General features: G+C 55.0%; 26 protein-coding genes and 2 pseudogenes. 16 read left to right on the top strand and 12 right to left on the bottom strand.

Annotated elements, in window-relative coordinates:
- Positions 1-74 precede the first annotated feature (74 nt).
- The 7 genes and pseudogenes from GOX66_RS19220 to GOX66_RS19190 all read left to right on the top strand — a co-directional run bounded on the left by GOX66_RS19220 (position 75) and on the right by GOX66_RS19190 (position 5,191).
- Positions 75-1,433: an ISKra4 family transposase gene (locus GOX66_RS19220; protein WP_170764657.1), complete on the top strand. Its 1,359-nt coding sequence runs from the start codon at positions 75-77 to the stop codon at positions 1,431-1,433.
- Positions 1,434-1,465: 32 nt separating this feature from the next.
- Positions 1,466-1,693, top strand: a complete 228-nt coding sequence (locus GOX66_RS19215; protein ID WP_170764655.1) for a hypothetical protein — start codon at positions 1,466-1,468, stop codon at positions 1,691-1,693.
- Between the two features lie 68 nt (positions 1,694-1,761).
- A pseudogene (locus GOX66_RS26345) lies at positions 1,762-2,121 on the top strand (DDE-type integrase/transposase/recombinase); the annotation flags it as partial.
- Positions 2,111-2,497: an ectoine synthase gene (locus GOX66_RS19205; RefSeq protein ID WP_170428352.1), complete on the top strand. Its 387-nt coding sequence runs from the start codon at positions 2,111-2,113 to the stop codon at positions 2,495-2,497. The pseudogene GOX66_RS26345 and the gene GOX66_RS19205, both read left to right, overlap by 11 nt.
- Positions 2,498-2,504: 7 nt before the next feature.
- Complete coding sequence (locus tag GOX66_RS19200; RefSeq protein ID WP_170764653.1) at positions 2,505-3,785, top strand: MFS transporter; 1,281 nt, start codon at positions 2,505-2,507, stop codon at positions 3,783-3,785.
- Between the two features lie 159 nt (positions 3,786-3,944).
- Positions 3,945-4,432 (top strand): annotated as a pseudogene (locus tag GOX66_RS19195) (transposase); the annotation flags it as partial.
- A 48-nt stretch (positions 4,433-4,480) separates the two neighbouring features.
- Complete coding sequence (locus GOX66_RS19190) at positions 4,481-5,191, top strand: IS6 family transposase (protein ID WP_170764652.1); 711 nt, start codon at positions 4,481-4,483, stop codon at positions 5,189-5,191.
- Between the two features lie 90 nt (positions 5,192-5,281).
- Here the strand turns inward: GOX66_RS19190 and GOX66_RS19185 are convergent, their stop codons facing one another.
- The 9 genes from GOX66_RS19185 to GOX66_RS26210 form a co-directional block, all read right to left on the bottom strand.
- Positions 5,282-5,959, bottom strand: coding sequence for a DUF2270 domain-containing protein (locus tag GOX66_RS19185; protein WP_170764651.1), 678 nt, complete (start codon positions 5,957-5,959; stop codon positions 5,282-5,284).
- 264 nt (positions 5,960-6,223) lie between these two features.
- Positions 6,224-6,349 carry an ATP-binding cassette domain-containing protein gene (locus tag GOX66_RS26340; RefSeq protein ID WP_170764650.1) on the bottom strand — a complete coding sequence of 42 codons (126 nt, stop codon included), beginning with the start codon at positions 6,347-6,349 and terminating at the stop codon, positions 6,224-6,226.
- A 175-nt stretch (positions 6,350-6,524) separates the two neighbouring features.
- On the bottom strand, positions 6,525-7,697 hold the full coding sequence (locus tag GOX66_RS19175) for a UxaA family hydrolase (protein ID WP_170764649.1): 1,173 nt from the start codon (positions 7,695-7,697) through the stop codon (positions 6,525-6,527).
- Positions 7,678-7,950, bottom strand: a complete 273-nt coding sequence (locus GOX66_RS19170; RefSeq protein WP_170764648.1) for a UxaA family hydrolase — start codon at positions 7,948-7,950, stop codon at positions 7,678-7,680. Before GOX66_RS19170 ends, GOX66_RS19175 begins: the two co-directional genes overlap by 20 nt.
- Positions 7,947-9,332: an aldehyde dehydrogenase family protein gene (locus GOX66_RS19165; RefSeq protein ID WP_170764647.1), complete on the bottom strand. Its 1,386-nt coding sequence runs from the start codon at positions 9,330-9,332 to the stop codon at positions 7,947-7,949. Before GOX66_RS19165 ends, GOX66_RS19170 begins: the two co-directional genes overlap by 4 nt.
- A 4-nt stretch (positions 9,333-9,336) precedes the next feature.
- Entirely contained in the window at positions 9,337-10,632 is a 1,296-nt protein-coding gene (locus GOX66_RS19160; RefSeq protein ID WP_170432618.1) for a TRAP transporter large permease, read from the bottom strand.
- Positions 10,625-11,098, bottom strand: a complete 474-nt coding sequence (locus GOX66_RS19155; RefSeq protein ID WP_170764645.1) for a TRAP transporter small permease — start codon at positions 11,096-11,098, stop codon at positions 10,625-10,627. The genes GOX66_RS19160 and GOX66_RS19155 overlap by 8 nt, the downstream gene beginning before the upstream one ends.
- Before the next feature lie 59 nt (positions 11,099-11,157).
- Entirely contained in the window at positions 11,158-12,213 is a 1,056-nt protein-coding gene (locus tag GOX66_RS19150) for a TRAP transporter substrate-binding protein (protein WP_170764643.1), read from the bottom strand.
- A 29-nt stretch (positions 12,214-12,242) separates the two neighbouring features.
- Positions 12,243-13,838: a GMC family oxidoreductase N-terminal domain-containing protein gene (locus GOX66_RS26210; protein ID WP_170764641.1), complete on the bottom strand. Its 1,596-nt coding sequence runs from the start codon at positions 13,836-13,838 to the stop codon at positions 12,243-12,245.
- 139 nt (positions 13,839-13,977) lie between these two features.
- Here GOX66_RS26210 and GOX66_RS19140 point away from each other — a divergent pair, with 139 nt between their 5' ends.
- On the top strand, positions 13,978-14,706 hold the full coding sequence (locus tag GOX66_RS19140) for a GntR family transcriptional regulator (protein ID WP_170764639.1): 729 nt from the start codon (positions 13,978-13,980) through the stop codon (positions 14,704-14,706).
- On the top strand, positions 14,703-15,863 hold the full coding sequence (locus tag GOX66_RS19135) for a mandelate racemase/muconate lactonizing enzyme family protein (RefSeq protein WP_170764680.1): 1,161 nt from the start codon (positions 14,703-14,705) through the stop codon (positions 15,861-15,863). The genes GOX66_RS19140 and GOX66_RS19135 overlap by 4 nt, the downstream gene beginning before the upstream one ends.
- A gap of 197 nt (positions 15,864-16,060) precedes the next feature.
- Here GOX66_RS19135 and GOX66_RS19130 read toward each other — a convergent pair whose 3' ends face one another.
- Positions 16,061-17,086 (bottom strand): GlxA family transcriptional regulator, encoded by a 1,026-nt coding sequence (locus tag GOX66_RS19130; protein WP_170764638.1) that lies wholly within the window; start codon positions 17,084-17,086, stop codon positions 16,061-16,063.
- Between the two features lie 219 nt (positions 17,087-17,305).
- Here GOX66_RS19130 and GOX66_RS19125 point away from each other — a divergent pair, with 219 nt between their 5' ends.
- From GOX66_RS19125 to GOX66_RS19095, 7 genes are all read left to right on the top strand, one after another.
- Positions 17,306-18,259: a dihydrodipicolinate synthase family protein gene (locus GOX66_RS19125; RefSeq protein WP_214652688.1), complete on the top strand. Its 954-nt coding sequence runs from the start codon at positions 17,306-17,308 to the stop codon at positions 18,257-18,259.
- Positions 18,260-18,294: 35 nt separating this feature from the next.
- The gene (gene dctP, locus GOX66_RS19120; RefSeq protein ID WP_170764636.1) at positions 18,295-19,311 is read left to right on the top strand and encodes a TRAP transporter substrate-binding protein DctP; all 1,017 of its coding nucleotides are present in this window, start codon (positions 18,295-18,297) and stop codon (positions 19,309-19,311) included.
- A gap of 76 nt (positions 19,312-19,387) precedes the next feature.
- A complete protein-coding gene (locus GOX66_RS19115) occupies positions 19,388-19,972 on the top strand; it encodes a TRAP transporter small permease subunit (protein WP_170764634.1) in 585 nt (194 codons plus the stop codon).
- Entirely contained in the window at positions 19,972-21,285 is a 1,314-nt protein-coding gene (locus GOX66_RS19110) for a TRAP transporter large permease (protein WP_170764632.1), read from the top strand. The genes GOX66_RS19115 and GOX66_RS19110 overlap by 1 nt, the downstream gene beginning before the upstream one ends.
- A 33-nt stretch (positions 21,286-21,318) precedes the next feature.
- Positions 21,319-22,809 (top strand): aldehyde dehydrogenase, encoded by a 1,491-nt coding sequence (locus GOX66_RS19105; RefSeq protein ID WP_170764629.1) that lies wholly within the window; start codon positions 21,319-21,321, stop codon positions 22,807-22,809.
- 15 nt (positions 22,810-22,824) lie between these two features.
- Complete coding sequence (locus GOX66_RS19100; protein ID WP_170764628.1) at positions 22,825-24,027, top strand: mandelate racemase/muconate lactonizing enzyme family protein; 1,203 nt, start codon at positions 22,825-22,827, stop codon at positions 24,025-24,027.
- A 15-nt stretch (positions 24,028-24,042) separates the two neighbouring features.
- Positions 24,043-24,294, top strand: a complete 252-nt coding sequence (locus GOX66_RS19095; RefSeq protein WP_170764626.1) for an aldehyde dehydrogenase — start codon at positions 24,043-24,045, stop codon at positions 24,292-24,294.
- Positions 24,295-24,427: 133 nt separating this feature from the next.
- Here the strand turns inward: GOX66_RS19095 and GOX66_RS19090 are convergent, their stop codons facing one another.
- Entirely contained in the window at positions 24,428-25,534 is a 1,107-nt protein-coding gene (locus GOX66_RS19090; protein ID WP_170764624.1) for an alpha/beta fold hydrolase, read from the bottom strand.
- Between the two features lies 1 nt (position 25,535).
- Positions 25,536-25,907, bottom strand: a complete 372-nt coding sequence (locus GOX66_RS19085) for a hypothetical protein (protein ID WP_170764622.1) — start codon at positions 25,905-25,907, stop codon at positions 25,536-25,538.
- Positions 25,908-26,084: the final 177 nt, after the last annotated feature.

Genomic DNA, 26,084 nt, shown 5'->3' with positions numbered 1-26,084 from the left:
CGGGAGTGGAAAGAATGTGGGGATACCTGCAGATTCTGATCTAATGTCTCGTTGTTTTTGCAGGAGGCATAGTGATGAAATTCAAGATCAGTTTAGAGACTGAGTTTGGTTGGGGCGAGAAGCGATCACACGAGATTTGCACCCTGGAACGCCGGTCGGTTGATGCGTCCGAGGAAGACCTTGGACTGTGTCTGGTCGAGGCGAAATCAATACTTAATGAGATCCAGCGCGCGCTGCTGCAGGATCAGGTTGAAGAGATCGGCGAAATCGCGCGTGTCTGCCGTTTTTGTGGCACCTATCTACCGGTTCATGACCGCCGCCGCCGCCGCATTGACACGCTTTTCGGTCGGGTCATCGTCGAAGCGCCGCGTGTTCGGATATGCATGTGTGGACTCCCGGGATTTCCAACGTTGAAAGTCGCGCATTCTCCTCTGACACGTCTCTTGCCGGGTAATGCCACACCAGAGCTTCGGCGATTGCAGGCGGAATTGGGAGCGCGTCATAGCTTTCGAGAAGCTGCACGGCTTCTGAATGAATTGACACCATGCGGCAAGCAGAACCATGTTACGATCCGCAATCGACTCGCGACCCTCGCTGACGACCTTGCAGACGACGAAAGTACAGCGGCTTCCGAGACCGACCGACGCCCAAAGCCGCCTGATATTACAGTGTTTCTGGATAGCGCATATGTGAGGTCGAGACCGGAATACCAGCGCCGGAACTTTGAAGTCATTGTTGGTTCCATCGAGAGCAAAGGATGCGAAAAACGCCGATTTGGATTGAGCGTGATTGGTTCGAACAATGCGCGCGAATATCTGCGACGAAATCTGGAAGCGGCCGGATGGCGTGATGGCACAACCGTAACGGTTCTGTCTGATGGTGACCCCGCATTGCCCCGATTGGTGAGGGACGCCACAGGTGCGGATGTCAGTCACGTCCTGGACTGGTGGCATATTTCGATCCGCATCAGGCATGTGGAAACAACATTTCAAACTCTGCTTTCTTTACTGGAAGGGGTCGAGGTTCCAGGACTTGAGCCATTGGCACAAAGCCTTCGATGGCGCATATGGCACGGGCAAGCGGATCGGGCACTTGATGCGATTGAAACCCTGCTCAGATTTGGTATACGCGTGCGCCGCGAAACAATTGGCCGAACGAATGAAGCGGCCTTTTCAGCGGTTGCACGAGCAATGGAGCTGCGCACCTACCTGGAATACAATCGTGCTGCACTCGTCGATTATGGTCGTCGGCGTCGTAACGAGAAGGCAATCTCGACATCACGAGCAGAAGGACTGGTCAATGATGTCGCGAACGCCCGGATGGGCAAGAAGCGCCGGATGCGTTGGTCCCCGCAAGGCGCGCATCGGGTGGCAACGGTAAGGGCCGCAGTTTTGGATGGAAGGCTTGGCGAAGGTCTACTCCGAGCGGCTTGATCCCCACATTCTTTCCACTCCCTGCGGGATGGATGGTTGACCGTTTTTCGGCTGTAGCTCTACTGCCCAACTACCTGTCCCCTGTAGTTGTTGGCTGTCTGATCCTCGCGATCGGATCGGCATCATGGGTCATCGTGCCGTTCATGGTGCTCGCGGGTATATCAAACGGCTATTCGCTCAACCTCTATGGCGCGATTTGGGCAGAAGCTTTCGGCACCGAACACCTTGGAGCCATTCGCTCCGTTGTCACTGTATACTGAGCTGGCGGATCGGGGGTTGCCGATGGTATGCATTGACGCTCCTCAGGCTCATGCTGCTAAATTAAAGAACGTATATCAAAGTGAAGGGCGCATGGGTTTATCTCTATCGCGCCGTAGACAAACATGGCAAGACCCTTGATTTCATGCTGTCAGACCGCCATCAGGCCCGTGCAAACAAGTTGGCAATGCCGCGCCGAGTTCTACGGGCTAGATCAGCATGGATTGCCGAGACCTGCCGGCATACGGCCGGGCGGCTCCAGACGCTGGGTGGAATGTCGATCATCGACAACGAGGATCGGGCCCAGAACTTGTGGCGAGACTTGCAGGTCATGTGCGCTCACGCCGATGTTCGAGCCCGCGAAGCCTATTCCGGTATTGGCCAGCATCATCTGAAAAACTTGAAACAGGAATATCAAGATGTTCACTAGAACCCTAAAAGAGACCGAAAAAGCCGGCTTGTGCATTGAATGGGGAAGCGGAACGAGCCACAGGCTTCTGACGACGCGGGACGATGTCGGGTTCGGCATGTGTCACACGGTTGTTCGTGCCGGAACGAGCTCAAAGTTGCAGTATCGAAACCACGTAGAGGCTTGCTACTGTATATCCGGCAGAGGTCTAGTTAGTGCAGAGAATGTCGCGAGCGATGAGAACAAGGCTGATCTCGTGAACCATCGAATTGAGGCTGGAACCGTCTATGTTCTGGATAACCACGAAGCTCATACGCTTATTGCCGATCCTGATAGCGACCTGATCCTCATCAGCATTTTCTCCCCCGCACTCGAAGGCACGGAGCGGCACCAGTAGTCGGAAGATGGCTATTCCACGTACTGATAATCTCCGAAAAGCAAGGGTGGTGGGAGGTACTCCCGCCCCTTTTTGGCTTAAATTCATTCAACGAAATACTCGTTGGCTCGTTGGCTTATTCTTAGTCTTCTTCTTCTCGGCGTTTGGACAGAGTTATGTCGTTTCGTTGAATTTCGAGGAAATCAAATCGATCCATGGGTTCACTGATGGCGACTTGGGTCTGATCAATACCGTCGCAACTTTCGTGAGCGGCGGTTTGGTTTTGGTCTTCGGTGGCCTCGCAGATCGTTTTTCAGCCCGATTGATGATCGCGGCATCCCTACCCATTCTTGGTGTAGCGGCCTTCCTCTACCAGCTCGATACAGGTCCTTGGGCGTTCTTCTTGGCTCTGTTCCTACTACGATTTGCGGCTCATGGTCTTATGACACACGTGGCTTTCACGCTTGTCGGTCGGTGGTTCGAAGCCAGTCGAGGCCGCGCGGTAGCTATCACTTCGGCTGGGCAAACCATCGGCCAAATGGTCGTACCCTTCGGTTTTGTGGCGATTGGCGCTGCTATCGGATGGCAGTTGGCTTGGGTTACAGTCTCCGCCGTCCTGATTGCTATCACACCTTTTGTGGTTGCTTTGTTCTGGGTCGAACGTGATCCCGATGTAACTCCAGGCATGACGGAAAATAGACCGGTATCAAATGATCATGTGAGAGACTACACGCGACGCGAAGCACTCGCCGACCCATTCTTTTACGCCGTTCTCGCTGGGATCGTGCCGATGTCACTGATAGCTAATACGATCTTCTTCTACCAGACTACGTTGGTACAGTTTCGTGACTGGGACTTAGCTTACTTCACATCGTTTTTTGGCATAATGGCAGCCCTCACGATCCCGACGACGTTCGTCGCTGGCTGGTTGGTCGATAGGTACCGCTCTACGACGTTCTTACCGCTTTACTTGATACCACTGGCCGTGGCCTGCATGATTTTAGGTTGGGTCGAGGCCGCATGGAGTGTACCCGTGTTCATGGCCCTGATGGGCATAGCCAACGGGTTTTCGCTAACTCTCTTCGGGTCCGTCTGGCCGGAGGTCTACGGTCGGCGGCACCTGGGCGCAATTCGGTCCGTTGTAGTAATGGTGATGATCTGCGGTACCGCTGTCGGGCCTGGTGTGGTGGGCGTGCTCCTTGACCACGGCGTCAGCATAAATACCGCTTTCGGGGGGCTCGGGCTTCTATGCTGTGCAATTTCCGCCGCCATTTCTCCTGGAGCCGTATCCCGTTCAAGAAACGGATAAAAAGATCGAATAACGCAAAACGCTTTACCTACGCTTCACGAGGCGCACATCTCAGCTATTTGTATTTCGCTATGCAATCCGACAAGTAACAATAACTGGACCTGTCGCGGTTTGATGCCGCTCCTTTGATAGCATTTATTGCAGCAAAGGAGATGAACTATGGGACTGAAACGGACGGACGAATTCCGGGCTGATGCGGTGCGGATCGCGCTGACGAGCGGGCTGACACGCAAGCAGGTTGCCTCAGATTTGGGTGTCGGGCTTTCAACGCTGAACAAATGGATCATAGCACATCGCGACACCGACGTTATGTCCAACCAGGACCTGGACCTTTCCCGTGAGAATGAGCGGCTTCGACGGGAGAACCGCATCCTCAGGGAGGAGAGGGAGATCCTAAAAAAGGCAACTCAGTTCTTCGCGGGCCAAAAGCCATGAGGTTCAGGTTCATCGAAGAACACCGTGACGCATTTTGTGCGCAGCGCATGTGTGACGTTCTGGATGTCAGTTCACGCGGCCTTCGGGCCTTTCGCAGCCGACCTGCCAGCCCAAGGCAGCGAACCGACATGGTTGTTCTGGCCCATATCAAGGAGCAGTCCCGGTTCAGCCTGGGCAGCTACGGGCGACCGAGAATGACAGAGGAGTTGAAAGGGCATTGCCAACTTGTTTGCGCGTACTGAACTGGTTAGGCCTCACGCATGAAGATGCCGTCCAAGATGCCTCGCCTGAAGGGCTTTCGTTTTCCGCGTGAGATCATCGCCTATGCCGTCTGGGTCTACCACCGATTTGCGCTCAGCACTGCCGATGTTGAAGATCTGCTCGCGGAACGCGGTGTAACGGTCAGTCGGGAAACGATCCGGCAATGGGTCAACCGCTTTGGCGGCCATTTCGCGAATTGCATCAGGCGAGACCGGCCAGCCGCCGCCGACAAATGGCATTTGGACGAAGTGGTCATCCCGATCAACGGTCGGAAATGCTGGCTCTGGCGGGCCGTGGATGCGAACGGAGATACTCTTGATATCCTCGTCCAACCACGGCGGAGTGCTAAGGCAGCCGGGCGCTTTCTGAAGCGGTTGATTTCACAATTCGGCGAACCCCGTGTTGTGATCACGGATAAGTTGCGAAGCTATTTCAAGCCGATCCGCGATCTTGCACCGGGCGCGGATCACCGAGCACACAAAGGGTTGAACAACCGGATCGAAGGATCACACAGACCCACTCGAAAGCGTGAGAAGCTGATGGGCCGTTTCAAATCTCTAAGACAGGCCCAAAGGTTTCTTGCCGCTCACGACCAGATCAACACCGTCTTTCGACCCCGCCGCTATCAACTCTCCATCGTCTCATACCGTCACGCCAGAACCGATGCTTTCGGCCTCTGGGATGGTTACGCTCTCGAAATGACCGCCTGACAGACGCAGGCCAGACCGTCGTCAGCCGCGTGCAAACAAGTTGGCAAGGCCCGCGGTTCAGTTATCGCTCACACCTGCATATTTCCTCTTTCAGCCTAACGCGTCGCCTGCACTCCTGAGCTTTGCATTGACCGCGTCCTTACGGCTTACATAATGAGACAACATGACAAAGCAAGATACGTACAGCAGACCTCCGAACAAAATTATTTCTCCTGGAATTGGACCTACACTGGCCCTTTCAATAAATATTTCGACCGAAGAGGCAGAAGTTGGGTGGATTATCAATTTACCTAAATAGGCAATGGTTTGAATGATCAGAATCCACAAGTAGTTACGGCGGACCCTCCGGCCCATGGCCGTAACGTAGCTGACATGGTATTCTGGTTTTAGGTAGTCATTGGCCAATATGTTCTGCCAATTGCAGTTATTCTGATAGTCCTCATGGTGAAGCATGGGAGCATAAAAACATCTTTCCATCCATCGTGCCCGGGCGCGCCAAACATTGAAGTAGCGATACCTCCGCGCTTCGAGAATCATAAACAGCCAAATCAGAATACCGATAATCAACAAGGGAAGCGGTGAGGCTTCTGGCGAAGCGAAGGAAATTGACAAGGCGACGCCTAGCGAGACAACGGACCAATTGGTTGTGGTGTCCAGTCTGGTTCGCCAAATTGTACTGCGATAGATCTCACCTCGATACAAATGTGCGAGAGCGCCGATTTCAGCTGCCGTCAAGTCATTATGTGTGTGTTGTTTGGTTTCGGTCATAGGTCGCCTGTTTCGAGAGTGTTTAAACCGCGTTCATTTTCGCAATCAGCCGTTCAGGTGCGCCTTGTGTTGCCCGCAAAAAACACGGTTGATTTGAGCGTTCCAATAGATGGCGCACCCTGCTCCAGCATTTTTTCCGCAATCAAAGTAACAAACCCGATTAGAAACTTTTTTAGCAAATCCCATTTGCTGTGTGTACTGAATGATTGTGGAATCTACGAACTCAGTAGTGCCCCGAAGCACGTTCAGCACCTCGCAAACCATTTACGGACCAAGTGCGGATGTAAGTACATCAAACAGCAGAACTTCCGGACGCATTGGCATGGCCCTGGCGATGGCGACGCGCTGAAGTCGTCCTCCGGATAGAAAACTTAGATGGCTCTGTCGCATCCGCGTCGGCGACGCTGGACGGCATCGAGGCCGTGAACATGATCCGTAAACGGCAATTCGTTTTGCCTTGGGCCTCTGGATTTTGCCAGTTCGCTGAAGTTGAGGAGTAATTTTGTCTAGCAGGTGGATTTTTCAGGCTTCTCATGAATTTCGCGACACAATCGCATCAACTGATCTAAAGAGGCAAACGCGACATCGGAACGATGATTTGACCTTCCTTCCATCTTTCCGCGCAAGTCAATTTGCCTTCAGAGATCTGGCCGATCAGATCGGGTATGCCATTTGCAGGATCTTCGCACGTAGAGTTACCAGAAACAGTTCCCGACACATCCATATCAATTGAGTCCGACCACTCCGCACAGGTTATTGGATTACCGCAGATTTTTATGGTTGGCGCGAGGGGAAGGCCGGACGGATTGTAGACGCCTACGGCGAAAAGGTTGATTTGTGCTCCGCCCAGAACCATACCTGTCAGCGATGTCGGGCTGAAAAACGGAGTGTGCATAAAGAATAACCCTCGACCAACTGGTTGTTCACCAAATCCCAAAGTTCCTGCAAACTTCGACTTACCAATTTTACAGATCGCACCCATCGTCTTTTCTGTCAGGGTGCTCAGTCCTGCTTCGATGTTTTCCTGCGTCGGGTTCACACCGCGATAATCTATGCCGTCGGCTTTCATCATCTCTTCTTCGGCGCGCAAATACCCCAGTATGTCTGCTGCAACCTCTGGCGTTCGACTTTGCGAACGGACAACCTGCTCACCGCCCAGAAACTCTGCTGTCTCGGACACGATTGCTGTGCCCCCGGCGGCAATCAGGCGATCTACAAAGCGACCAATCGTCGGGTTGGCACAAAGCGCCGACGTTGCGTCGGAACCACCGCATTCCAGCGCCACAGTCAGATCAGACAGGTGCATCGCGATTTTTTGGCTGTCGGAAACCTGTGCCACGAGCAATCGCAAATCAGATACCATGATATCAAGTGCTGCTTGCATTCCGCTATGTGCCATCAGCGGGACGACAATTATCGGTTTGCCGAAGCCTTTGCTGGCAGCCTTCAGGTCAGCCGCAGCCGCGCGGTCATGTGTGACGACCAGGGCGGCCCCCACGTTCGGATGCGCAATCACAGCGCGTATCATGTCTGCCTGAAGCTGGGCATCCGGTCCGCGCAGACCTCGTTGGAAGGACGGGCAGATGGGCAGAGTGCCCGGGACATGGGCCGCGGCAAGATCGGTGATCCTGTCGGTCAACGCGACCGTGGAAAAGGCAATCACGTGATTTCGTAGCCCGATCCGGCCATCTGTGCGCCGCCAGCCGGCACCAACTGGTTCATCTGATATTGTGGACATGCACGTGTTCCCCCGCACCAATGGCCTTATAGGCGTGACCGATCACCACCCCATATTTCACGATAGTTTCACCCACAGAAATGCTGCGCAACGCCACCTTATGTCCGAAGGGCACACCTTTTGTGATGGCCAGCCCCCCGGAGATTGTGGCGCAGTCCACCTTGCCGTCCAACAATGTGGCCACATTGTCCTGCGTATGCGCCGTTACGGACAAGCGCGTCTTGGGATCAGCCGAAGGTATTGCCTTGGTCATGCCTGCCCCTTGCGGAAGACCGTATGTTCCTGCGTATAGAAATGCAGCGTCGACGGGCCATTCGAACCGCCAACCCCAAGCGAAGAGTTTTTGACGCCCACGAATGGCGCGTGGTCTTCGGGAAAGCTGCCACAGTTGACGTGGAGCATCCCGCTTTCGGCTTCAGAAACAAACCGTTCAACCAGCGGTGTCTGTTCTGAATAGAGGCAGGCGGAGAGGCCAAATTCAACATCGTTGCAAATGGCCAACGCCTCATCCGGCGTGTCATAGGGAATGACCGCAAGCACCGGACCGAAGACTTCATCGCGGGCCACTTCCATGTCCGGTGTGACGTTGCATAGGACCGTAGGGGCATAAAAATAGCCGCCGTCCTGGTCAATCATCTCTCCCCCGGCGGCAACGACTGCCCCGTCGGCAACGGCGCGGCTCACAAAACCCGCCACATCAGCGCGAGCCTTTTCGCCCATCAAAGGTCCGATCGTGGATGTGGTGTCAAGCCCGTCGCCAACCTGGGCAGCCTTTGCCCGCTGCGCCAGACCATCGACAACTTGTGCTTCCAGTTCGCGGCGCACGATCACGCGGCTGATGGCGGTACAACGCTGCCCGCAGACCGAAAAGGCTGCTGCATAGATTTGGTCCAGAGCGACTTCCAAATCGCTGGCATCGTTCAGGATGACAGGGTTTTTTCCGCCCAGTTCGAGGCTGATCTCGGCAAGGTTTGCCGCCGCGGCCTGAGCCACGATGCGGCCAATTCCGACTGATCCGGTAAAGCTGATCGCGTTGACTCCCTGAGCCGAGGTTAGAGCAGCCCCAAGCGCGCCTGACCCATAGGCTACCTGGAACAAGCCTTTCGGCAAAATTGCGTCAGCAACTTCCTGCATGATGAAAGCTGCACCCGGAGTGCTGACCGACGGCTTCAGGACCATGGCATTGCCATAGAGGAGCGCCGGGACCGTCTTTCGTATGGGCGTGCTGAAGGGAAAGTTCCACGGGTTAATCCCAACGATCACCCCGCGTGGGCGGCGGGTCGAATATGTCACGGTACCGGGTTTTTGGGAGGGCAAAACTTCCCCGATTGGCGAAGATGCGCGCCGTGTCGTGGCGCGCCCTTCGCCAAGGGCCTTGGCGACCTCGCCGTGGGATTCCGCGATGATTTTCCCCATTTCACGGGTGATTGACGTCGCGATGTCATCGGCGCGCGCCTCTAACGCGTCCAGAAAAGCCTCGACCAACCGACCACGTTCCTGCTGGGTAACCTTCGCCCACTCACGCTGTGCTTTGTGGGCGGATGCGATCATCGCTGGCACTTCATCCGGCGTGATCGTCTCAAATGAGCCAACGACCTCGCTTGGATTTGCCGGATTGCGGATTTCTATGGACATTGAGTTACCTCAGGCTTCGTAGGGTTTCAGGCAGCCAGAGGCTGAGTTGCGGGATAAAGATCACGATGAGCATTGCGATCATCAGGGTGAATACGAACGGCAGGATTGCAATTGCCACTCTTTCGAATTTGATATTCGCGATTTGACTGGCGACAAACAGGTTAACCCCCAGCGGTGGTGTCAGGAAGGCGATCTCGATTGTCACAATCAGGATAATGCCAAAATGAACTGGATCGACGCCGTAGCTTTTTACCAGCGGCACAAGGATCGGGGCCAAAATGATGATCGCACTGATCGTTTCCATGAAAGTTCCGATGATAATCAGCAAGGCACAGATGATCAGAAGAATGATGATCGCACTATCGGTGATGCCGCTGAAAGTTCTGACCACATCCTGCGGAATTTGCTCAAGCGTAATCACAGTCGCGAAAAGGGTCGAACAGGCAACAATGATCATCAGCGCACCACCCAGTTTGACCGCCCCTTCAAAGGCGACCAGCAGGCTGGCAAGAGTGAGTTGGCGGTAGACAACAAGGCTCACGACAAGGGCATAGACAACCGCACATACCGAAGCCTCGACCGGGGTGAATATCCCCGAATAGATACCTCCGAGGATCATGAAGGGCAGGAACAGTGCGAATTTGGCCTTCCATAACAGTTTCCAGATACTCTGGCGCGGCGCATCGGCATCGACAGTCATCACCGCGCCCGCGCGTCGTGCGATGAAGTAGGCAACACCAGCCAGAAGAAATGCGGTGAGGAGACCCGGAATCATGCCAGCAGCAAAAAGGTCGGCAATAGAGACGTTAGCGATAATCCCGTAAATGATCAGTGGATTACTGGGGGGTATCATCACGCCCAATGTACCGCCGGTCGCCGAAACCGAAGCAGCATATGCGGGGGGGTAGCCATATTTGATCATCGCAGGGATCATGATGGCTCCAATGGCGGCGACCGTGCCGGGACCGGACCCCGAAATCGCGGCAAAGAACATGCAGGAAAAGATCGTCACAAGGCCAAGGCTGCCTGCGATATGACCGAAAGCGTGCCGGAAAATGCCAATGATGTCTTCGGTAATGCCTCCCTTTTCCATAATATTGCCCGCCAGAATAAAGGCCGGGATGGCCAGCAGCGGGAACTGGTCCAACCCGTTCAATACGTTTTGTGTAGCAAATACGAGTGGAGCATCGGTCAGATAGCTGATCGTCAGGCCTGTGATGCCGAGGCTGACATAGATCGGCAGCCCCAAAATCAGCAGGAGGGGAAAGAGGATCGTGAGAACCAGGATGACTTCATTCATCGAAAGATCCTCCGCGTAGAAGAGTAAAAAGATCGCGCAGGTGCAACAGGAAGATCATTACGAACCCCGCACACATCACGGCGAACAGGATGTTCTGGTTGAACTCAAGCGCAGGAGAGATATTGGGATAGCGAAGCCCGTCGGTGAAGTTGAGCGCGGAAAATACGACCATGACAGCGGCGAAGCCCAGCACCATGATAGTGTGGAAAAAGGCGATAGGCCGGTTTCCTACCTTGCTCGATATCCAGTCCGAAAACACCGACACACTTAGGTGCGACCGGGTAAGTGTGCCATAGGCAGCGGCGATGAACACCATCGTGATGAAACTGAAACGGCCTGTTTCCTCGGTCCAATCGACGGCCCAGTTAAATTCTCGGGCGATCACCTGCAAAAAGAGCGAGGCTACCATAAATGCCAACAACGCCGACGCCAGCAGCAAAAGAGATTTTCGCAAAACGTTTTCCATACACCTGCTCCAAGGCTGTGGTTGCCCGCAATCAGAGACTGCAGGCAACATGGGTTGGATTACTCACCCGGGTACTGGGCTAGAATTTCTAGAGCTTTGTTGACGACTACTTCGCCGTCGGGGCCGATCGCATCGTAGTAGTCCGGCCAGATTGCGCGGGCTTTTTCAAGCCACTCGGACTCGTCTTCGATCGCTGTGATCTCTACGCCTGCTTCACGCGCCATTTCCCACCAGTTTGCTTCGTCCAGCGGCTGCCACCAACGAATGTAATCTGTGGCCTCTTTGCCGGCACGCAACACAGCGGCTTGATGTTCTTCGGACAGGCCCTGGAACCAACGCTCTGATACGACGATTGGATGAGTTAGGATGGTATAGTGGAATGTAGTCATCCGATTAATGACTTCATCAAACTTCATACCCATCACATCAGTGACCGGGTTGTCACCGCCTTCGACGACACCCTGTTGCAACGCTGAATAAAGTTCAGCCCACGCGATTGGCGTCGGGTTGCCGCCCCAGGCTTCATAAGATGCAATCATGATCGGGTTCGGTGGTACGCGCATTTTCAGCCCTGCCAGATCACCAGGTTCTTCGATAGGTTCATCAGACTTGTAGAAGAATGCACGCCAGCCTGAGTTTTCCCAACCGACAATGCGCACGCCCGCCTCTTCGATGACACGCGGTACAAGGTAGGGGGTGAGCTCATCCTGAAGGTAGTTCACCTGTTCGGTGGACGTGGCCAGATAGGGCAGGATGAACACGTTTAGCGACGGTGCAAGTGCCGCGATGTTGTTGGTGGCGGGCAAAGTGACTTGCAATGCGCCCTGCCGTGCCTGCTGGACCATCTCGCGTTCACCGCCAAGCTGGGCACCAGGGAAGATTTCGGGGCGAATTTCATTGTGCGTGTAAATCGCCACAAGCTCAGCAAAGCGTTTCAGCGTCGCAGTATGGGATGACCATTCCATGTTGACCGAGTGGCCGATTTTCATGGTGATCTGATCGTCCATTTCCGGCACCGATCGCCAATCCATCGGATTGGTGTCCTGTGCCGATGCAAGCACCGGCCCAAAGACCAACGCTCCGGTGAGCCAAGCCGCTCTTGTCCAAGGTTTCATGTCGTTTCTCCTCCTGGTTGATTGCTTTATCAGTTGCTGCGGATTATTGCAGAGGCCTTCTCCGCGATCATGTAAGTTGGGGCATTTGTATTGGCGGATGTAATCTTCGGCATGATTGAGGCATCCACGACACGGAGCCCCTCTACGCCTTGAACGCGCAGATCGGGATCAACGACAGCGGTGTCGTCGCTTCCCATCCGGCAGGTGCCGACAAGGTGGTAAACGGTCGTGGCATTCGCGCGGATTGCATTCATCATGGCGTCATCAGAGCCAAGGGCGTCGCCCGGAATGACCTCGCGGCTCCACATGTTGCGGAACGCAGGTTGCTGATAAATGTCGCGCACCATTTTCAATCCCTCAAGCGTCACGTCGCGGTCTCGTTGCGCCTCGAAATAGTTCATGCGGATGGTCGGATCGCGGGCCGGATCAGCCGAAGATATCCGAATGCTGCCGCGGCTTTCGGGGTGGCATTGCCAAAACGACGTCGTGAACCCGGAATACGGGTGCAGCGGCTTTCCTGGTTTGTCTACCGACAGCGGCATGACGAACAGTTGAAGATCAGGGCGCCCGCCTTCTGCATATTTGGTGCAGGCAGCCCCTCCAACCTGCCCAGCTCCCACGGAAAGCGGCCCTGATCCGCTGACAAGCCAGTCGAGCCCCATCTTGGCAAGGCTAAAAGGGTTGCGCATATGGTCGTTCAGCGAAAGCCCACGATCTTTCAACTCTACGATGGTGCGCATCTGTATGTGGTCTTGCAGGTTCTCACCGACCTCCGGCGCATCATGGCGCACCGTGATCCCATGTTGACCCAACAGGTCGGCTGGTCCGATACCCGATAGTTGCAATATCTGCGGGGTTTGAACCGACCCGCCGCAAAGAATCACTTCGCAATCGGCACAGGCTGTGTGCTCTTGACCATCCTGACGATAGGTTACGCCCTGCGCGCGCTGCCCGGTAAATGTCACGCCCGTAACAGCGGCGTGTAGCTTGACCGTCAGATTGGGGCGGCCCATCGCCGGCTTGAGAAACGCAGTCGCCGCGCTATCGCGCCACCGACCGCGGAGTGTTAACTGATAGGATCCAATACCATGGGTAGATGCGCCGTTGAAATCCGGGTTGCTGGGTAGACCCATTTCGTGCGCGGCTCTTATCCAGGCGTCACATGCCGAATTCTTGTTACGTAAATCGCTGATCTGAAGCGGCCCATGTGCCCCTCGATATTGCGAAGGTGGCCCTGAATAGGTTTCCAATTTGCGAAAGTGCGGCAGAACGTCTTCATAACCCCATCCGCGGGCTCCCATCGCTTCCCAGTCTTCAAAATCTTCATGCTGGCCGCGGATGTAGATCAGCCCATTGATGGAACTGGATCCACCAATAACTCGCCCACGAGGGCAATCCATTTGCCGCCCATTGATGCCGTCATCAGGCTCCGACCGATAAAGATGAGAGAAGGTCGAGTTGTAGATAGACTTGTAGTAGCCGACCGGTAGTTTCAGCCAAAAATTCCGATCCGATCCACCACTCTCCAAGACCAAAACACGGCAGGCAGCATCTTCAGTCAGACGCGCGGCAAGCGTCGCTCCTGCCGTGCCTGCACCGACGATGATGTAGTCGTACCCTGACACGTTGCCCTCCCCTTAATTTCTAAAGTCCCATTTATAGGACTAATTAGTTTCTCCAATTTTTTCAATGCAAAAATTCTAAAAGTAGAACCTTAACACTTTTTGATGGTTAACCACATGAAAACGCGCTACCTTCGAGGTCATGAAGAAACCTAAACTCCGCCGGGATGGCACCCCGCTCTACCTGCAGGTCGCCGATGTTATGCGGCAGCGAATCCTGAGTGGTCGTTGGGCGACAGGGGATTTTCTGCCCACGATCGACAAATTGGTGCAAGAATTCGAGGTCGCGCGAATCACAGTCCGCGATGCTGTCAAAATACTTGAATCAGAAGGGCTGGTCGAACCCAGGCGCGGTCGGGGAACGATGGTATTGCCTCATCAGCTGCCCACCCGACCGCTTAGCGTGGTGACCAGCCTCGCTGAACTTGTTGACCTTTATCGCGGTGATGTTCCCGATCTGGTTAGCCTTGACGATACAGAAGCAGACTTGCCCGATGGGGTGACATTCGGCAAAGCGGCACCAAAGTATCATAAGCTGAGACGCATCCATTCGCGTGATGGGCAGCAATACTGCGTCATTGCGCTATATATTGCCAAGGCAGTATTTGACCGGCACGAGGCGTTGCTTCGTACTGAACTGGCCCTGCCTGTTCTGTTTGATGATCCCAATCTGCATATTGAGACAGCCCGGCAAAGTCTGATTGTCAGCAAATGTGATCTGGAAACCGCAGGCCTTCTTGACCTGAAGGTTGGAGAACCGATGGCAGAAGTGCGCAGGATAATGTGCGACGACAAAGGAGAAATCTTTTACTTGGCCGACGTGGTTTACCGCGGCGATTACGTTCGACTGGATATGGACCTGATGGCTTGAACGATCGCCTTCGCATTGCACGTATACAGGGGTTCGCCTTTCGCAGCCCCATCGCCGACCCGGTTCTAACTTCCTTTGGCATCATGAAAGACCGGCCTGCAGTGTTTGTGCGCATTGAGGATCGGGATGGCTGTTTCGGTTGGGGAGAGATCTTCGCCAACTGGCCCGCCGCGGCCGCAGAGCATCGGGTCAACTTATTGGTTCGAGATGTTGCGCCGTTCGCCTTTGAACATGCTTTTTCTCATCCGGAACAAATGTTTGAATTACTGACATCTCGGACGGAGATCGTGGCGTTGCAAAGTGGAGAATGGGGTCCTTTTAGGCAAGTCATTGCCGGGCTCGACATAGCACTGTGGGACCTTTTCGCACGCAGAAACGGGCAGACACTTCGACATTACATGAACGCTGAGTCCCCCGACGTCGTACCCGCTTATGCGAGCGGGATACATATTACGGATGCTGAAGCGCTTATCCCGAAGTCCCGAGAATTTGGCTTCTCTGCTTTTAAGGTGAAAGTGGGCTTCAATATGGAAGACGACTTGGCTCTGCTGGAACAGGCCTTTGACACCAAAGCCGCAGCCGATACCATCGCAGCAGACGCAAACCAGGGTTGGACAGAAGACGCTGCACTCTCGTTTATCACTTCCACGCGTGGCCTCCCATTGGAGTGGCTGGAAGAACCGATCCGCGCGGATGCTGATCCTACTGCTTGGGCCGCCTTGTCTCGCGCCAGCCCCTATCCTTTGGCTGGAGGGGAAAACCTCGTTGGATTCGATGAGTTTGATAGCGCGGTGCAAAGGGCCCACTTGCGCATATTTCAACCAGATATTATCAAATGGGGTGGCATTACAGGATGCCTGCGTGTTGGGCAGAATGTGCAAGCTGCAGGCCTGCGCTATTGCCCGCATTTTTTGGGCGGTGGGATCGGGCTGCAAGCGTCAGCCAATCTATTGGCTGCGGTTGGCGGAGATGGACTACTTGAGATCGACGCTAACCCAAACCCACTTAGGGACGCGTTTGGGTCGATCAAAACTTGCATCTTGGATCATGGGTGGCGTTGTAATTCTGAGCCCGGCATCGGTATCGTCTCTGTGCCGGAAGAACTGACCAAATATGAAACGCACAAGGCAGAAGTCTTGTCGCCAATGCATCTGTGAAACCACCACGCGCCTATCACAAACCACATCGGTCGACAGAGAGTCGAGCGCGGCTCAATGCCAAATCGCCCTGTAAGTGGTTTATTGGCGAAACAGTCGTTCGCGCATAGCGCGGCGGATGCTGCGCTTTGTACAAACAGCCAAAAAGGACGAGATTGCAGACTTTGAAATCGGATGAAACCACTGGCTTCCTATTCTCAATCCGAATTCCGTTTAGCAATCAGCCTGTGTATCTCGGGCTGGACAGCCAGACGTTGTCGGTCGCGAAAACTGCGTCTGAATTCGGAAGGCGAGATGTCAAACTGAGATCGAAACGCGCGCGAGAACGCGGCAGGGTAGGAAAATCCGCAAGCGGTCGCGATGTCGTTGATCGTGTGTTCTTCGTAAAAGAGATAGTTTCGCGCGGCCTGAAGCCTGATCTGAAGATAAAGCCGCATGGGCGAGATCTGGAATGTGTTTTCACTGACGCGCGCGATTGTGCGCTTCGAGGTGTTTAGCTTTGCTGCCAGCTCCTCGAGCGAAAGAGGGAAGTCCATGTTCTCTTCCATAATCCGCACGATCTCGGTCGCCAAACTATCGCTATTGAACTCGCTCTTACGTTCTTGGCGTTGCCGGGCATTGGCCTCTCGCCGCGTGTGGATCATGGCGTTTGCCACTTCGTTGGCCATAGCTTCGCCAGCGTAGCGGGCGATCAGATCCAGCATCAAGTCCAGCGTTGCCGTACCGCCGGCTGAAAACACGACATTTCCATCTGACTGGTTGATCCGGTTTTGCGGCTGAGCCGAGGGGAAGTTTTCGCTGAATGCTGGAACCGCTTCCCAATGCAGGACCACTTCGGGTGTTGCTTCTGTCGCGGCCAATCCAGCGTGTGCCAAAGCATAAGTTCCAGTGTCGATGCCACCGACGACCGCTCCAAACCTGGCTGCCCCGCGCAGATAGCCCAACAGTCCCCGCGAAATGTGTTGGGTGGGCAAGTTGCCTTCGAACAAAAGCACAACATTTGCCGACGCTGCATTGTCAAAGTTGCTATCCACCTGCAACCACATCCCATTGCTTGCACGGACGTCTTGACCGTCTTCGCTGACAAGCTGCCAGGCAAACAGCCCCAGACCCGAATTTTGATTTACAATCCGAAGCGCTTCGCTGGCGAGAATCACGGCAGAGATCGGAAATTCCGGTTGAAGGACCAATACAAAACGGGTCGGCTCGGGGCTTGGTTGCAAGCGGGTTCCTCGGAAATTCGGCAATATCTGGCAGTTAATGTTAATTCGACGGCAAAAATTGTCAATTTATCTTTCCAAATCCGATAAACACTGACGTCAGACAGAAGCTGACCGGAAGTTCGGCTTTCCAAAAAAATTCTCGGGACTGGCCAGCATTGGCCCAGCGGAAGGCCTAGTTTTCTGCAACGGCGGAGCTGTGTCCGAAAGAGAGGAAAAGAGTTGGATCATTTGAAGAAGAAGCTGGAAGGGTGCTATGTTACCATTCCCACCCCGTTTGAGGACAACGCGGAATTGGCGGTCAATGAGACGGCCTTGCGCGCATATGTACGGTTCTTGATCGATTCCGGACTGACCAGCGACTATGCCACTTTGCTGGCTGGCGGCGCGGCTGGTGATTTTTCGACCATGTCATTTGAAGAGCGCGTCCAGGTCGCCGAAATTGTTGTCGATGAAGCAAAAGGTGCCGTTCCTATTGCCATGGGGGCGCAGACGACAAGCACCCTGGAACTGGTCAAGCTGACAAAAGCGGCCAAGCGGATCGGCGCGGATTTCATTCAAGTGTCCTGCCCGTTCTATTTTGCCCATACCGAGGCCGATTTCGAGGCCTACATTCGTGCCGCAGCCACCGCTGAACCCGAGTTGGGCATCATCATCTACAACACCTTCTGGACCAGTCAGAATCTTTCGTTCGCTATGGTCGAACGGCTGGCTGACATCCCAAACATCGTTGGTTTGAAGTGGGCGGCACCTCGTACCGATGCGATGGAATTCGAGGATGTGTGTTCGCATTTCTCAGATCGGTTCACGATTATCGACAACAACCTGTTCTTCGGAATGAGCGCGACGCCATCAATGGGCGCCAAGGCCTTCGAAGTCCACCACTGCAATTTTTGGCCCGAGTGGGGCATCAAGCTGATCAATGAGGTTCACGTAGGCAACTATGCGGAAATCACCCGTATGCTGGTTCAGGAAGGCATGCCCTTCTACAAGCTATGGGTCGAAATTGAGCGGAACTACACCAGTGGTGACGGCTACCTCGACAAGCTTTGCATGGAGCTGATTGGTCTGCCGTCCAGCCGCTGCCGCCCGCCCACCCGCGACATACGCGGGTTCTATCGAGCCGATACCATAGCCATGATGCGCCAGATCGGCGTGCCACGGCTGGTTGAGTGAAGAAAAACAGAACGAGAAATCCAACGGAGGAAAAAATGAACATAATCTCAAAACTGACAACGGGAATCGCGGTGGCAACCCTTGCCACTGGGATGGCCATGGCTGACCCCATCAAAATGACAATCCAGTCTTCGTCGCTGCCGGGCGATCCTGATCTGCCAATCCTCGAAGCCTGGGCCGCAGATGTTGGCGTGATGACCGACGGACGCCTCGATATCACCGTTGTCCCGGAGGACGCGGTCGTGCGCTACGACACGATGCTGGAATCGGTTCAGGCTGGCGTACTGGAAGGCCAGATCGCGGCGCCGGGCTATTGGTCGGGTAACGATCCCGCCTTTGGCTTGATTGGCAACACAGTGGGCGCCTGGAGCGACCCCATTCAGGCCTTGGACTACATCTATGCCGGTGGCGGGCTTGAACTGATGCAAGAACTGGTCGCGCCCTACAACCAACATGTTGTTGGCGTTGGCTGCCCAGGTGTCGAAGCCTTCGTGTCAAACCGCCAGCTGAACGGTGTGGATGACCTCAAAGGGCTGAAGCTGCGCGCGCCCGAAGGCATGGTCAGCGCGGTCTTTGCCGCTGCCGGTGCTGCGCCGGTCAGCATGTCGCTGTCGGAAGTCTTTGTTGCGATCGACAAAGGCGTGATCGACGCCTCGGATGTGGCAGGCTTTGCCACGAACCACGCCGAAGGCTTCCACGATGTGGCGCGCTATCCGGTTTATCCCGGTTTCCACTCGACCACCTTGCAGGCCCTGACGGTCAACCAGAAGATCTGGGACAAGATGACCCCCGCCGACCAAGTCATCCTGGCGACATCCTACAAGGCCTTGGCCTATTCGCTGCGCGCTGAGATCGACAAGGCTGACCGCGCGGCTGTCGCCGTGGCCGAGGCCGACCCCGAGATCACGATCGTGAACTGGTCGCTGGAAGAGCGTGCCAAGTTCCGCGGCATCGCTCAGGAGGTTTGGGCGGACTTCGCGACCCGGTCTCCTGCCTCGCAAAAGGTCTTTGACTCGATCACCGGTTATTTGACGGCGAACGGGCTGATGTAGGTTCGTACAAACATCCCAAAAGCCTGCGTGGTCACTCCCTCCGCGCGGGCTTCATATTCCGAGGTCAAAGAACATCATGAGCGACACCCAACAACAGCCAACGCCCGTGACACCCTCCCACGATCCTTTTGATCAGGGGCGGATCGACACACAGACGGACAGGGTCATCGACAGGCTGATAAAGCCGACCGGCTGGCTGGTGCTGATCGTGGCGGTGATTTCAGTTTACGAAGTGGTCAGCCGCTATGGGTTCAACGCGCCTACGAAATGGGTGCACGAGACCTCGACTTTCCTGATTGCGATCGTTTTTCTGATTGGCGGGGCCCGGGCCATGGCCCGCAATCAGCATGTGACGATCAACCTGCTGCAATATTTGCTGCCACGCGACGGACGTCGGGCATTGCGCCTGACAAACAGTTTTCTGATGATCCTGATCTGTCTTGGACTGGTATATGTTTCGGCCCTTACAGCCTGGACGGCCACCCATGCGCGGCCCGGCTTGCCATTCTATCTGGAACGCTCCGGCACCTATTGGAATCCGCCCTATCCGGGGTTGACCAAGGTCGTCATGTTTATCGCCACCGTTCTTTTGCTGATCCAGTCGGTCGCGCAGTTCATTCATCGTGTGAAGCACGACAATGGCGAGCGGGGTGAGCTCTGATGGGTCTTGAAGCGATTGGAATCGAGGCGGGCACCTGGCTGATTTTCGGCCTGGCCTTCGCCATTCTTCTAACCGGCGTGCCGCTTGGCTTTGCCACCTCGGCGGTCGCCATTGTCTTTACCCTTGGCTGGTTTGGCCCGGACGCGCTGACGCTGGTCAGTGCCCGGATGTACGGGATCGTGACCGAATACAGCCTGATCGCGATTCCAATGTTCGTGCTCATGGCCTCGTTGCTCGACCGCTCGGGCCTGTCGGCAGACATGTTCCAGGGTATGCGAATCTTTGCCGGGCGCCTGCGCGGCGGGGTGGCGATCCAGACGGTGATTGTAGCGTTCTTCATGGCGGCGATGTCGGGGATCATCGGTGGCGAAACCGTGCTGTTGGGCATGCTGGCGCTGCCTCAGATGCTCAAGCTTGGATATGCCAAGGGGATCGCCATCGGCTCGGTTTGTGCGGGCGGTGCATTGGGCACGATGATCCCGCCATCAATCGTGCTGATTATCTACGGTATGGTCACGCGCACCTCGATCAGTGATCTCTTCATTGCCACGATCACACCCGGCACCATACTGATGCTTTGCTACATCTTCTATATCGGCATCCGGTGCTATCTTCGCCCGGGCGACGGCCCGCCACTGCCGGAAGAAGAACGCCGCCAAACCAGCATCAAAGAGGCGATCAATCTGGTCATCCTGCCTTTGGTGCTGATCACCATGGTGCTTGGCACGATATTCGCGGGCATTGCCACAATCACCGAGGCAGCCTCGATGGGGGTGGCAGGAGCTTTCTTCATGCTTCTGATCAAGGGTCGACTGAACTTTGACATCGTGAACCGAAGCATTGACCAGGCGTTCAATACCTGCGGCATCATTATCTGGGCCGGTATGGGGGCTATCGCCATCGTCGGCATTTACAACCTGATGGGCGGGGGCCGCTACATGGAGGAGGTCTTCACCGGCATGGATGCCACCCCCATCGTCATTATCCTGATCATGATGGGCAGTCTGTTCCTGCTGGGAACTTTCATGGACTGGATCGGCATCGCCTTTCTGACCCTACCGATCTTTGTGCCCATCGTGGTGGCGCTTGGCTATGATCCGATCTGGTTCGGCATTCTCTTTTCGATCAACATGCAGGTGGCGTTCATGTCTCCGCCCTTGGGGCCATCGGCGTTTTTCTTGAAAAGCGTGGCCCCGCCCGAGATCAGCCTGTTCGATATCTACAAGGCCTTCATCCCCTTCGTGTGCATCCAGATCTGCGTGCTGATCCTGATGCTTCTCTTTCCGCAAATCGCGCTTTGGCCATTTCAGTGACCCTCAGCGCCTCAATGTAAGGTCATACTCATCATGTCCGACCTGGCGACCTATCAACAGATTTCAGATGGCCTCCTTCTTCCCACGAAAGCTTTCATCGGTGGTAAACTGACAGATGCGTCAAACGGTGAAACCTTTGCCTCGATCAATCCGGCCACGGGTGAAACATTGTGCAAGATTGCCCACTGTACCGCCGAGGATGTCGATAGTGCGGTTCAAGCCGCGCGTCGCGCATTTGACGACGGCGGCTGGTCGCGCGCGGCGCCCGAGCATCGCAAAGAGGTGCTTCTGAAACTCAGCCGTCTGGTGCGCGAAAACGCTGATGAACTGGCGGTGATGGAAAGCCTAGATGCGGGCAAGATGATCACCGATTGCCTAGATGAGATTGGCGGCGAGGTGGCGAACTTCTTCCAATGGTACGCCGAACTGGCTGACAAGAGCTTTGGCAAAGTTGCGCCGACCGGTGAAGATGCCTTGGCTTTGGTTGTCAAAGAACCGGCAGGCGTTGTGGGGCTGGTCCTGCCCTGGAATTTCCCGCTTCTGATGGCCGCCTGGAAACTGGCGCCAGCCTTGGCGGCGGGGTGTTCCTGCATCGTCAAACCAGCCGAGCAAACGTCGCTGACTGCGCTTCGCCTTGCCGAACTCGCGCAAGAGGCGGGTGTGCCTGACGGGGTCCTGAGCGTATTGCCCGGCCTTGGCGAGACAACCGGCCAAGCCATCGGGCGGCACCATGACATCGACATCGTGTCCTTCACCGGATCGACCGAAGTCGGCGGCTATTTCCTGCGCTATGCAGGTGAAAGCAACCTGAAAGCCGTTGGCCTGGAAATGGGCGGCAAAAGCCCTTTCATTGTGCTTGACGATGCAGACCTGAACGATGATCTGATTGAACATGCCGCCACCTCAGCCTTCTGGAACGGTGGACAGAACTGTTCGGCCAACATGCGGCAACTGGTGGATGCCAAGATCGCCGACGATTTTCTGGACCGGGTTCTGACCCGCGCCAAAGCCTATAAAGTTGGCAATCCACTGGATCCCGACAGCGATATCGGCGCAATGGTCACGCAAGAGCACATGGCCCGCGTCACAGGCTATATCGAGCGCGGTATTTCCGAAGGCGCGCAAATGCTAACCGGTGGTGGTCGCAACGGTGCAGGGTTCTTTGTTGAACCAACTGTGTTTGCGGGTGTGACCCATGACATGACAATCGCCCGCGAGGAGATTTTCGGACCGGTCCTTGGCGTCCTACTCGTCAATGGAATGGAGGAGGCCCTGAAATTGGCCTCTGATTCGATCTATGGGCTGCACGCGACGGTGTTCACCCGTGACATCGACCGCGCACTTCATTTGGCGCGGCGGCTGCCCTGTGGCACGGTTTCGGTCAATGGTTTCTCCGAAGGCGACATTAAGACGCCGTTTGGTGGTTACAAACAATCCGGTTCGCTGTCGCGCGACAACGGCACCGAAGCCATGGAACAATACCAGCAAACCAAGACCATCTGGATCCAGAATGGAATGAGCTAAGGACGCCGCTGAACAATGCCCAAAATTACCAATATTCGTTGCCTGCTTCTCAGTTCGCCCTATGCCGATGCGGATGATCCGGAAATCAAGGAGTGCTTTCCAAACGGCCCCAAACGGACCATCGGCATGGTCGAAGTGACGCTCGATAATGGCGTCACCGGGCTGGGCGAAGGGTATCTGGCGGTATTCGCACCGCTGGTTTTCAAATCCATCGTCGATCTCTGCACGCCGCAGGTGATGGGCAAGGAGGGGTTCGATATCTCGGCGCGGGTGCGTGATCTGCGTTCGCTTTGTGACTACTGGTCGCTGCAAGGGGCTGCGCGGCATGTGATTGCGGCATTTGAAATCGCCTTACAGGATGCCAAGGGGAAGTCATTGGATCAGCCGGTCTATGACCTTTTGGGCGGCGCCAAGGCAGATCATATTCCGATCTACGGTTCGGGCGGTTGTTGTGATGCAAAGGAACAGTTCCTACGTGAATTGGATCTGCTCGACAGCCTCGGGATCATAAAATACAAGATGCGCTCGATCAAGACGGATATCCTGCGCACCGTTTGGGTTTTGGAAGAGGCCGGACGGCGCGGCATCGAGGTGGGCGTCGATATGTGCCAGAACCTGGCCGATCCACCGCAAAAGGTTGACGATGTGGTGGGCTTCATCGAAGCAGTTCACGCCCTGACCGACCGGCGCATGATTTTCGTCGAAGAGGCGATCGGCCCCGATGCGCCGGAAGGGTTCAAAGCATTGCGCGCCCGCACGGATGTTCCGGTTTGCGGCGGCGAAATAATCACGACGCCAAAAGAGATGATCGAACGCATCAATAACGAGATCTACGACTTCGTCCAGCCCGACGCTTCGGTCATGGGCGGCATATCCGGCGTTATGAATGTGTTCGACGCAGCAAATGCCAAGGGCACTCCCGTCGTGGTGCACGCCTGGGGCGGGGCGGCGGCGATCATGGCCAGCTATCACGCCGCCTTTGCAGCAGGCGGCAAACTGGTGGAATTCCCGATGCTCGATTTCCCGCTTGGGCGCGAGATGATGGCCGATCAGGGGCGCATCGTGGATGGCAACCTGGTCCGGCCGACCGCGCCGGGTCTTGGCCTGACCCTGACTCCTGAGATGGAGGCGCGCTATTCCTTTGACGAAACGGCTGTCTATTCCTGTGCCCTGATCGATTTCGGTCCGCCACCCGACAGCTATTGGGCTCGAGACTGAAGTTGGAGTGACGAGATGTTGAAGGGAAAACACCTGATCTCTGGAGCTTGGATCGCCGGAGACAAGACTTTCACCAATGAACCGGTTTCGGGAGATACCGACACATTCGCAATGGGCAATGTAGAACTGGTAAACGCGGCCTGCGAGGCGGCAGAGGATGCGTTCTGGTCCTTTGGCCAGTCAGCCAGCGCAACCCGTGCAACCTTTCTGCGCCGCATTGCAGAAGAAATCGACCGATTGGCACAGACCCGCAGACTCTCGTTATGAATGAGGGAGCCTCAGGGAGCAGGTCACTCGGTCGAGCGGAGTATGAACGCGTCTTCTGAAATGATGGGGTGTGGGCAAATTCGCCTCATCCAGGATTCGTGCAACACGGTCGCATTGTTGGTATCAAGACTGCCTAATTCGACCTTCCATCTGATCTCAGTATCGTCTCGATCATGGTTTGATTGAACAGCTCAGGCTCTTCAAAAGGTGGGTTGTGGCCTGACTTCTCAAACAGGACGTACTGTTTTTCTGGTGCCTCGATCCGATCAAAGTATGCCCGCGCCAAGGGTTCGGAAGTCGTCAGATCACCCGCTCCTTGCAAGAAGAAGACAGGAATATCGAAGCGCTGAGCTTCCTCGTTCAAGTCGGATGCCAACACCTGCGGAAACAAGTTTTCGAGTGAGAAGAATGTTCCGGAAAAGAAGCCAAATTTCTCACTAAGTGTGAACTCATCCGCAACAAACAATGGTTGAAACATCATCACCATTGGGCTCATGGCGTTTTCGACTTGTTCGTATTGAGCTATGTGAGGTCGCTGCGCGTAGACCCATTCCATGATCTCGCTGCTGGAGTTCCCGGTTAACTCAAGTGGTCCTAGCTCTTCAAGAGCAGTGATCGCGTCTTCGTCACCCGCCTGTCGTGCCGCGTTCAAGACGAAGCTATAGGCGAGGTTTTCGCTTTCAAACTGATTGGATATTTGACCGGTACCGATATAGGCGATGTAGTCTTCAGGGTAGCGTGATGTTGTGATCGCACCCAGAAATGAACCCCAAGAATGACCGAGCAGATATATCTTGTCCTGTGCCAACTCTGCTTTGATGTATTGGGTCAATTCATGGGTATCTGAAACCATGCGATCAATTGTCATCAATTCAGGTGCTAGGGTGTTAGAATACGAGTTTCCTGCCCCACGCTGGTCCCAATGGATCACCGTGAAATGATCTTCCAGCTCCGCATTGAAGTGCCGAAACATTGCGGTTTCTGATGTACCTGGCCCACCATGCAGAACCAACAAAGCTGGGTTGGCGCGGTCGCGGCCACGAATAACGACGAACTGTTCCAGTTCGCCAATTTCCACACGTCGAATCTCGGCGATGGATCGCGGAAGCGCATCGCCTGTCTCGCTGACAAATGCGGGTGTTTCGCCGGGGCTTGCGAGCCATGCGCCCCCTAAGACTAACAGAATGAGCGCTGCAATCGTCAGGAGTGTGTACTTGGTGACTTTCCAGAGGCGTTTCATTCTACGACCTCGCCAAGAGTGCAGACAGCTTCGGAATGTCTTGCTCTCTTTGACAGGCTTCCATCTTGCTGCATCGCATTGTTGCGTCAAATCTCTGCCATCGTGCAGGAACAACGTCTTCCTTAAGCCATCTATTTTTTGCCATGAAGGCAGTTCCGCCCTGAATGGCATTATCCCAACCGTCTGCAATTGGTTGATCTGCTTTATCCGATTGGGGGAACACCGACCATTTCGCCCAGCTCAGAACCGGCGCGACATAGTGGATACCACCATCGCCCACGAAGAGCTCTGCGGGAATGCCGTTTTCACGGAAAGCGAGGTTCACATCTTCCTGCGTGTCTGGGACGATCTTGCTGCAATAAATATATGCCATTCTTGTGGCCTCCAAAGGATTTTCTCGTTTTATGGTCGACCACCTTCGTAAGGTCAAAACACAATGGATCTGTTGCAAACTTTTGGCTGTTGACGAGGTCAGATGCTGCGGGTGAATGACTTTCGGTAAAATCAGTCGAAAGTCAGTTCATGATTTCCTTCAAAGGCGCGCAATATC

The organism is Ruegeria lacuscaerulensis (assembly GCF_013031245.1).
Classification (GTDB): domain Bacteria; phylum Pseudomonadota; class Alphaproteobacteria; order Rhodobacterales; family Rhodobacteraceae; genus Ruegeria; species Ruegeria lacuscaerulensis_C.
Note: the sequence above shows the minus strand (reverse complement) of the source record. Positions and strands in the feature narration are given on the sequence as shown.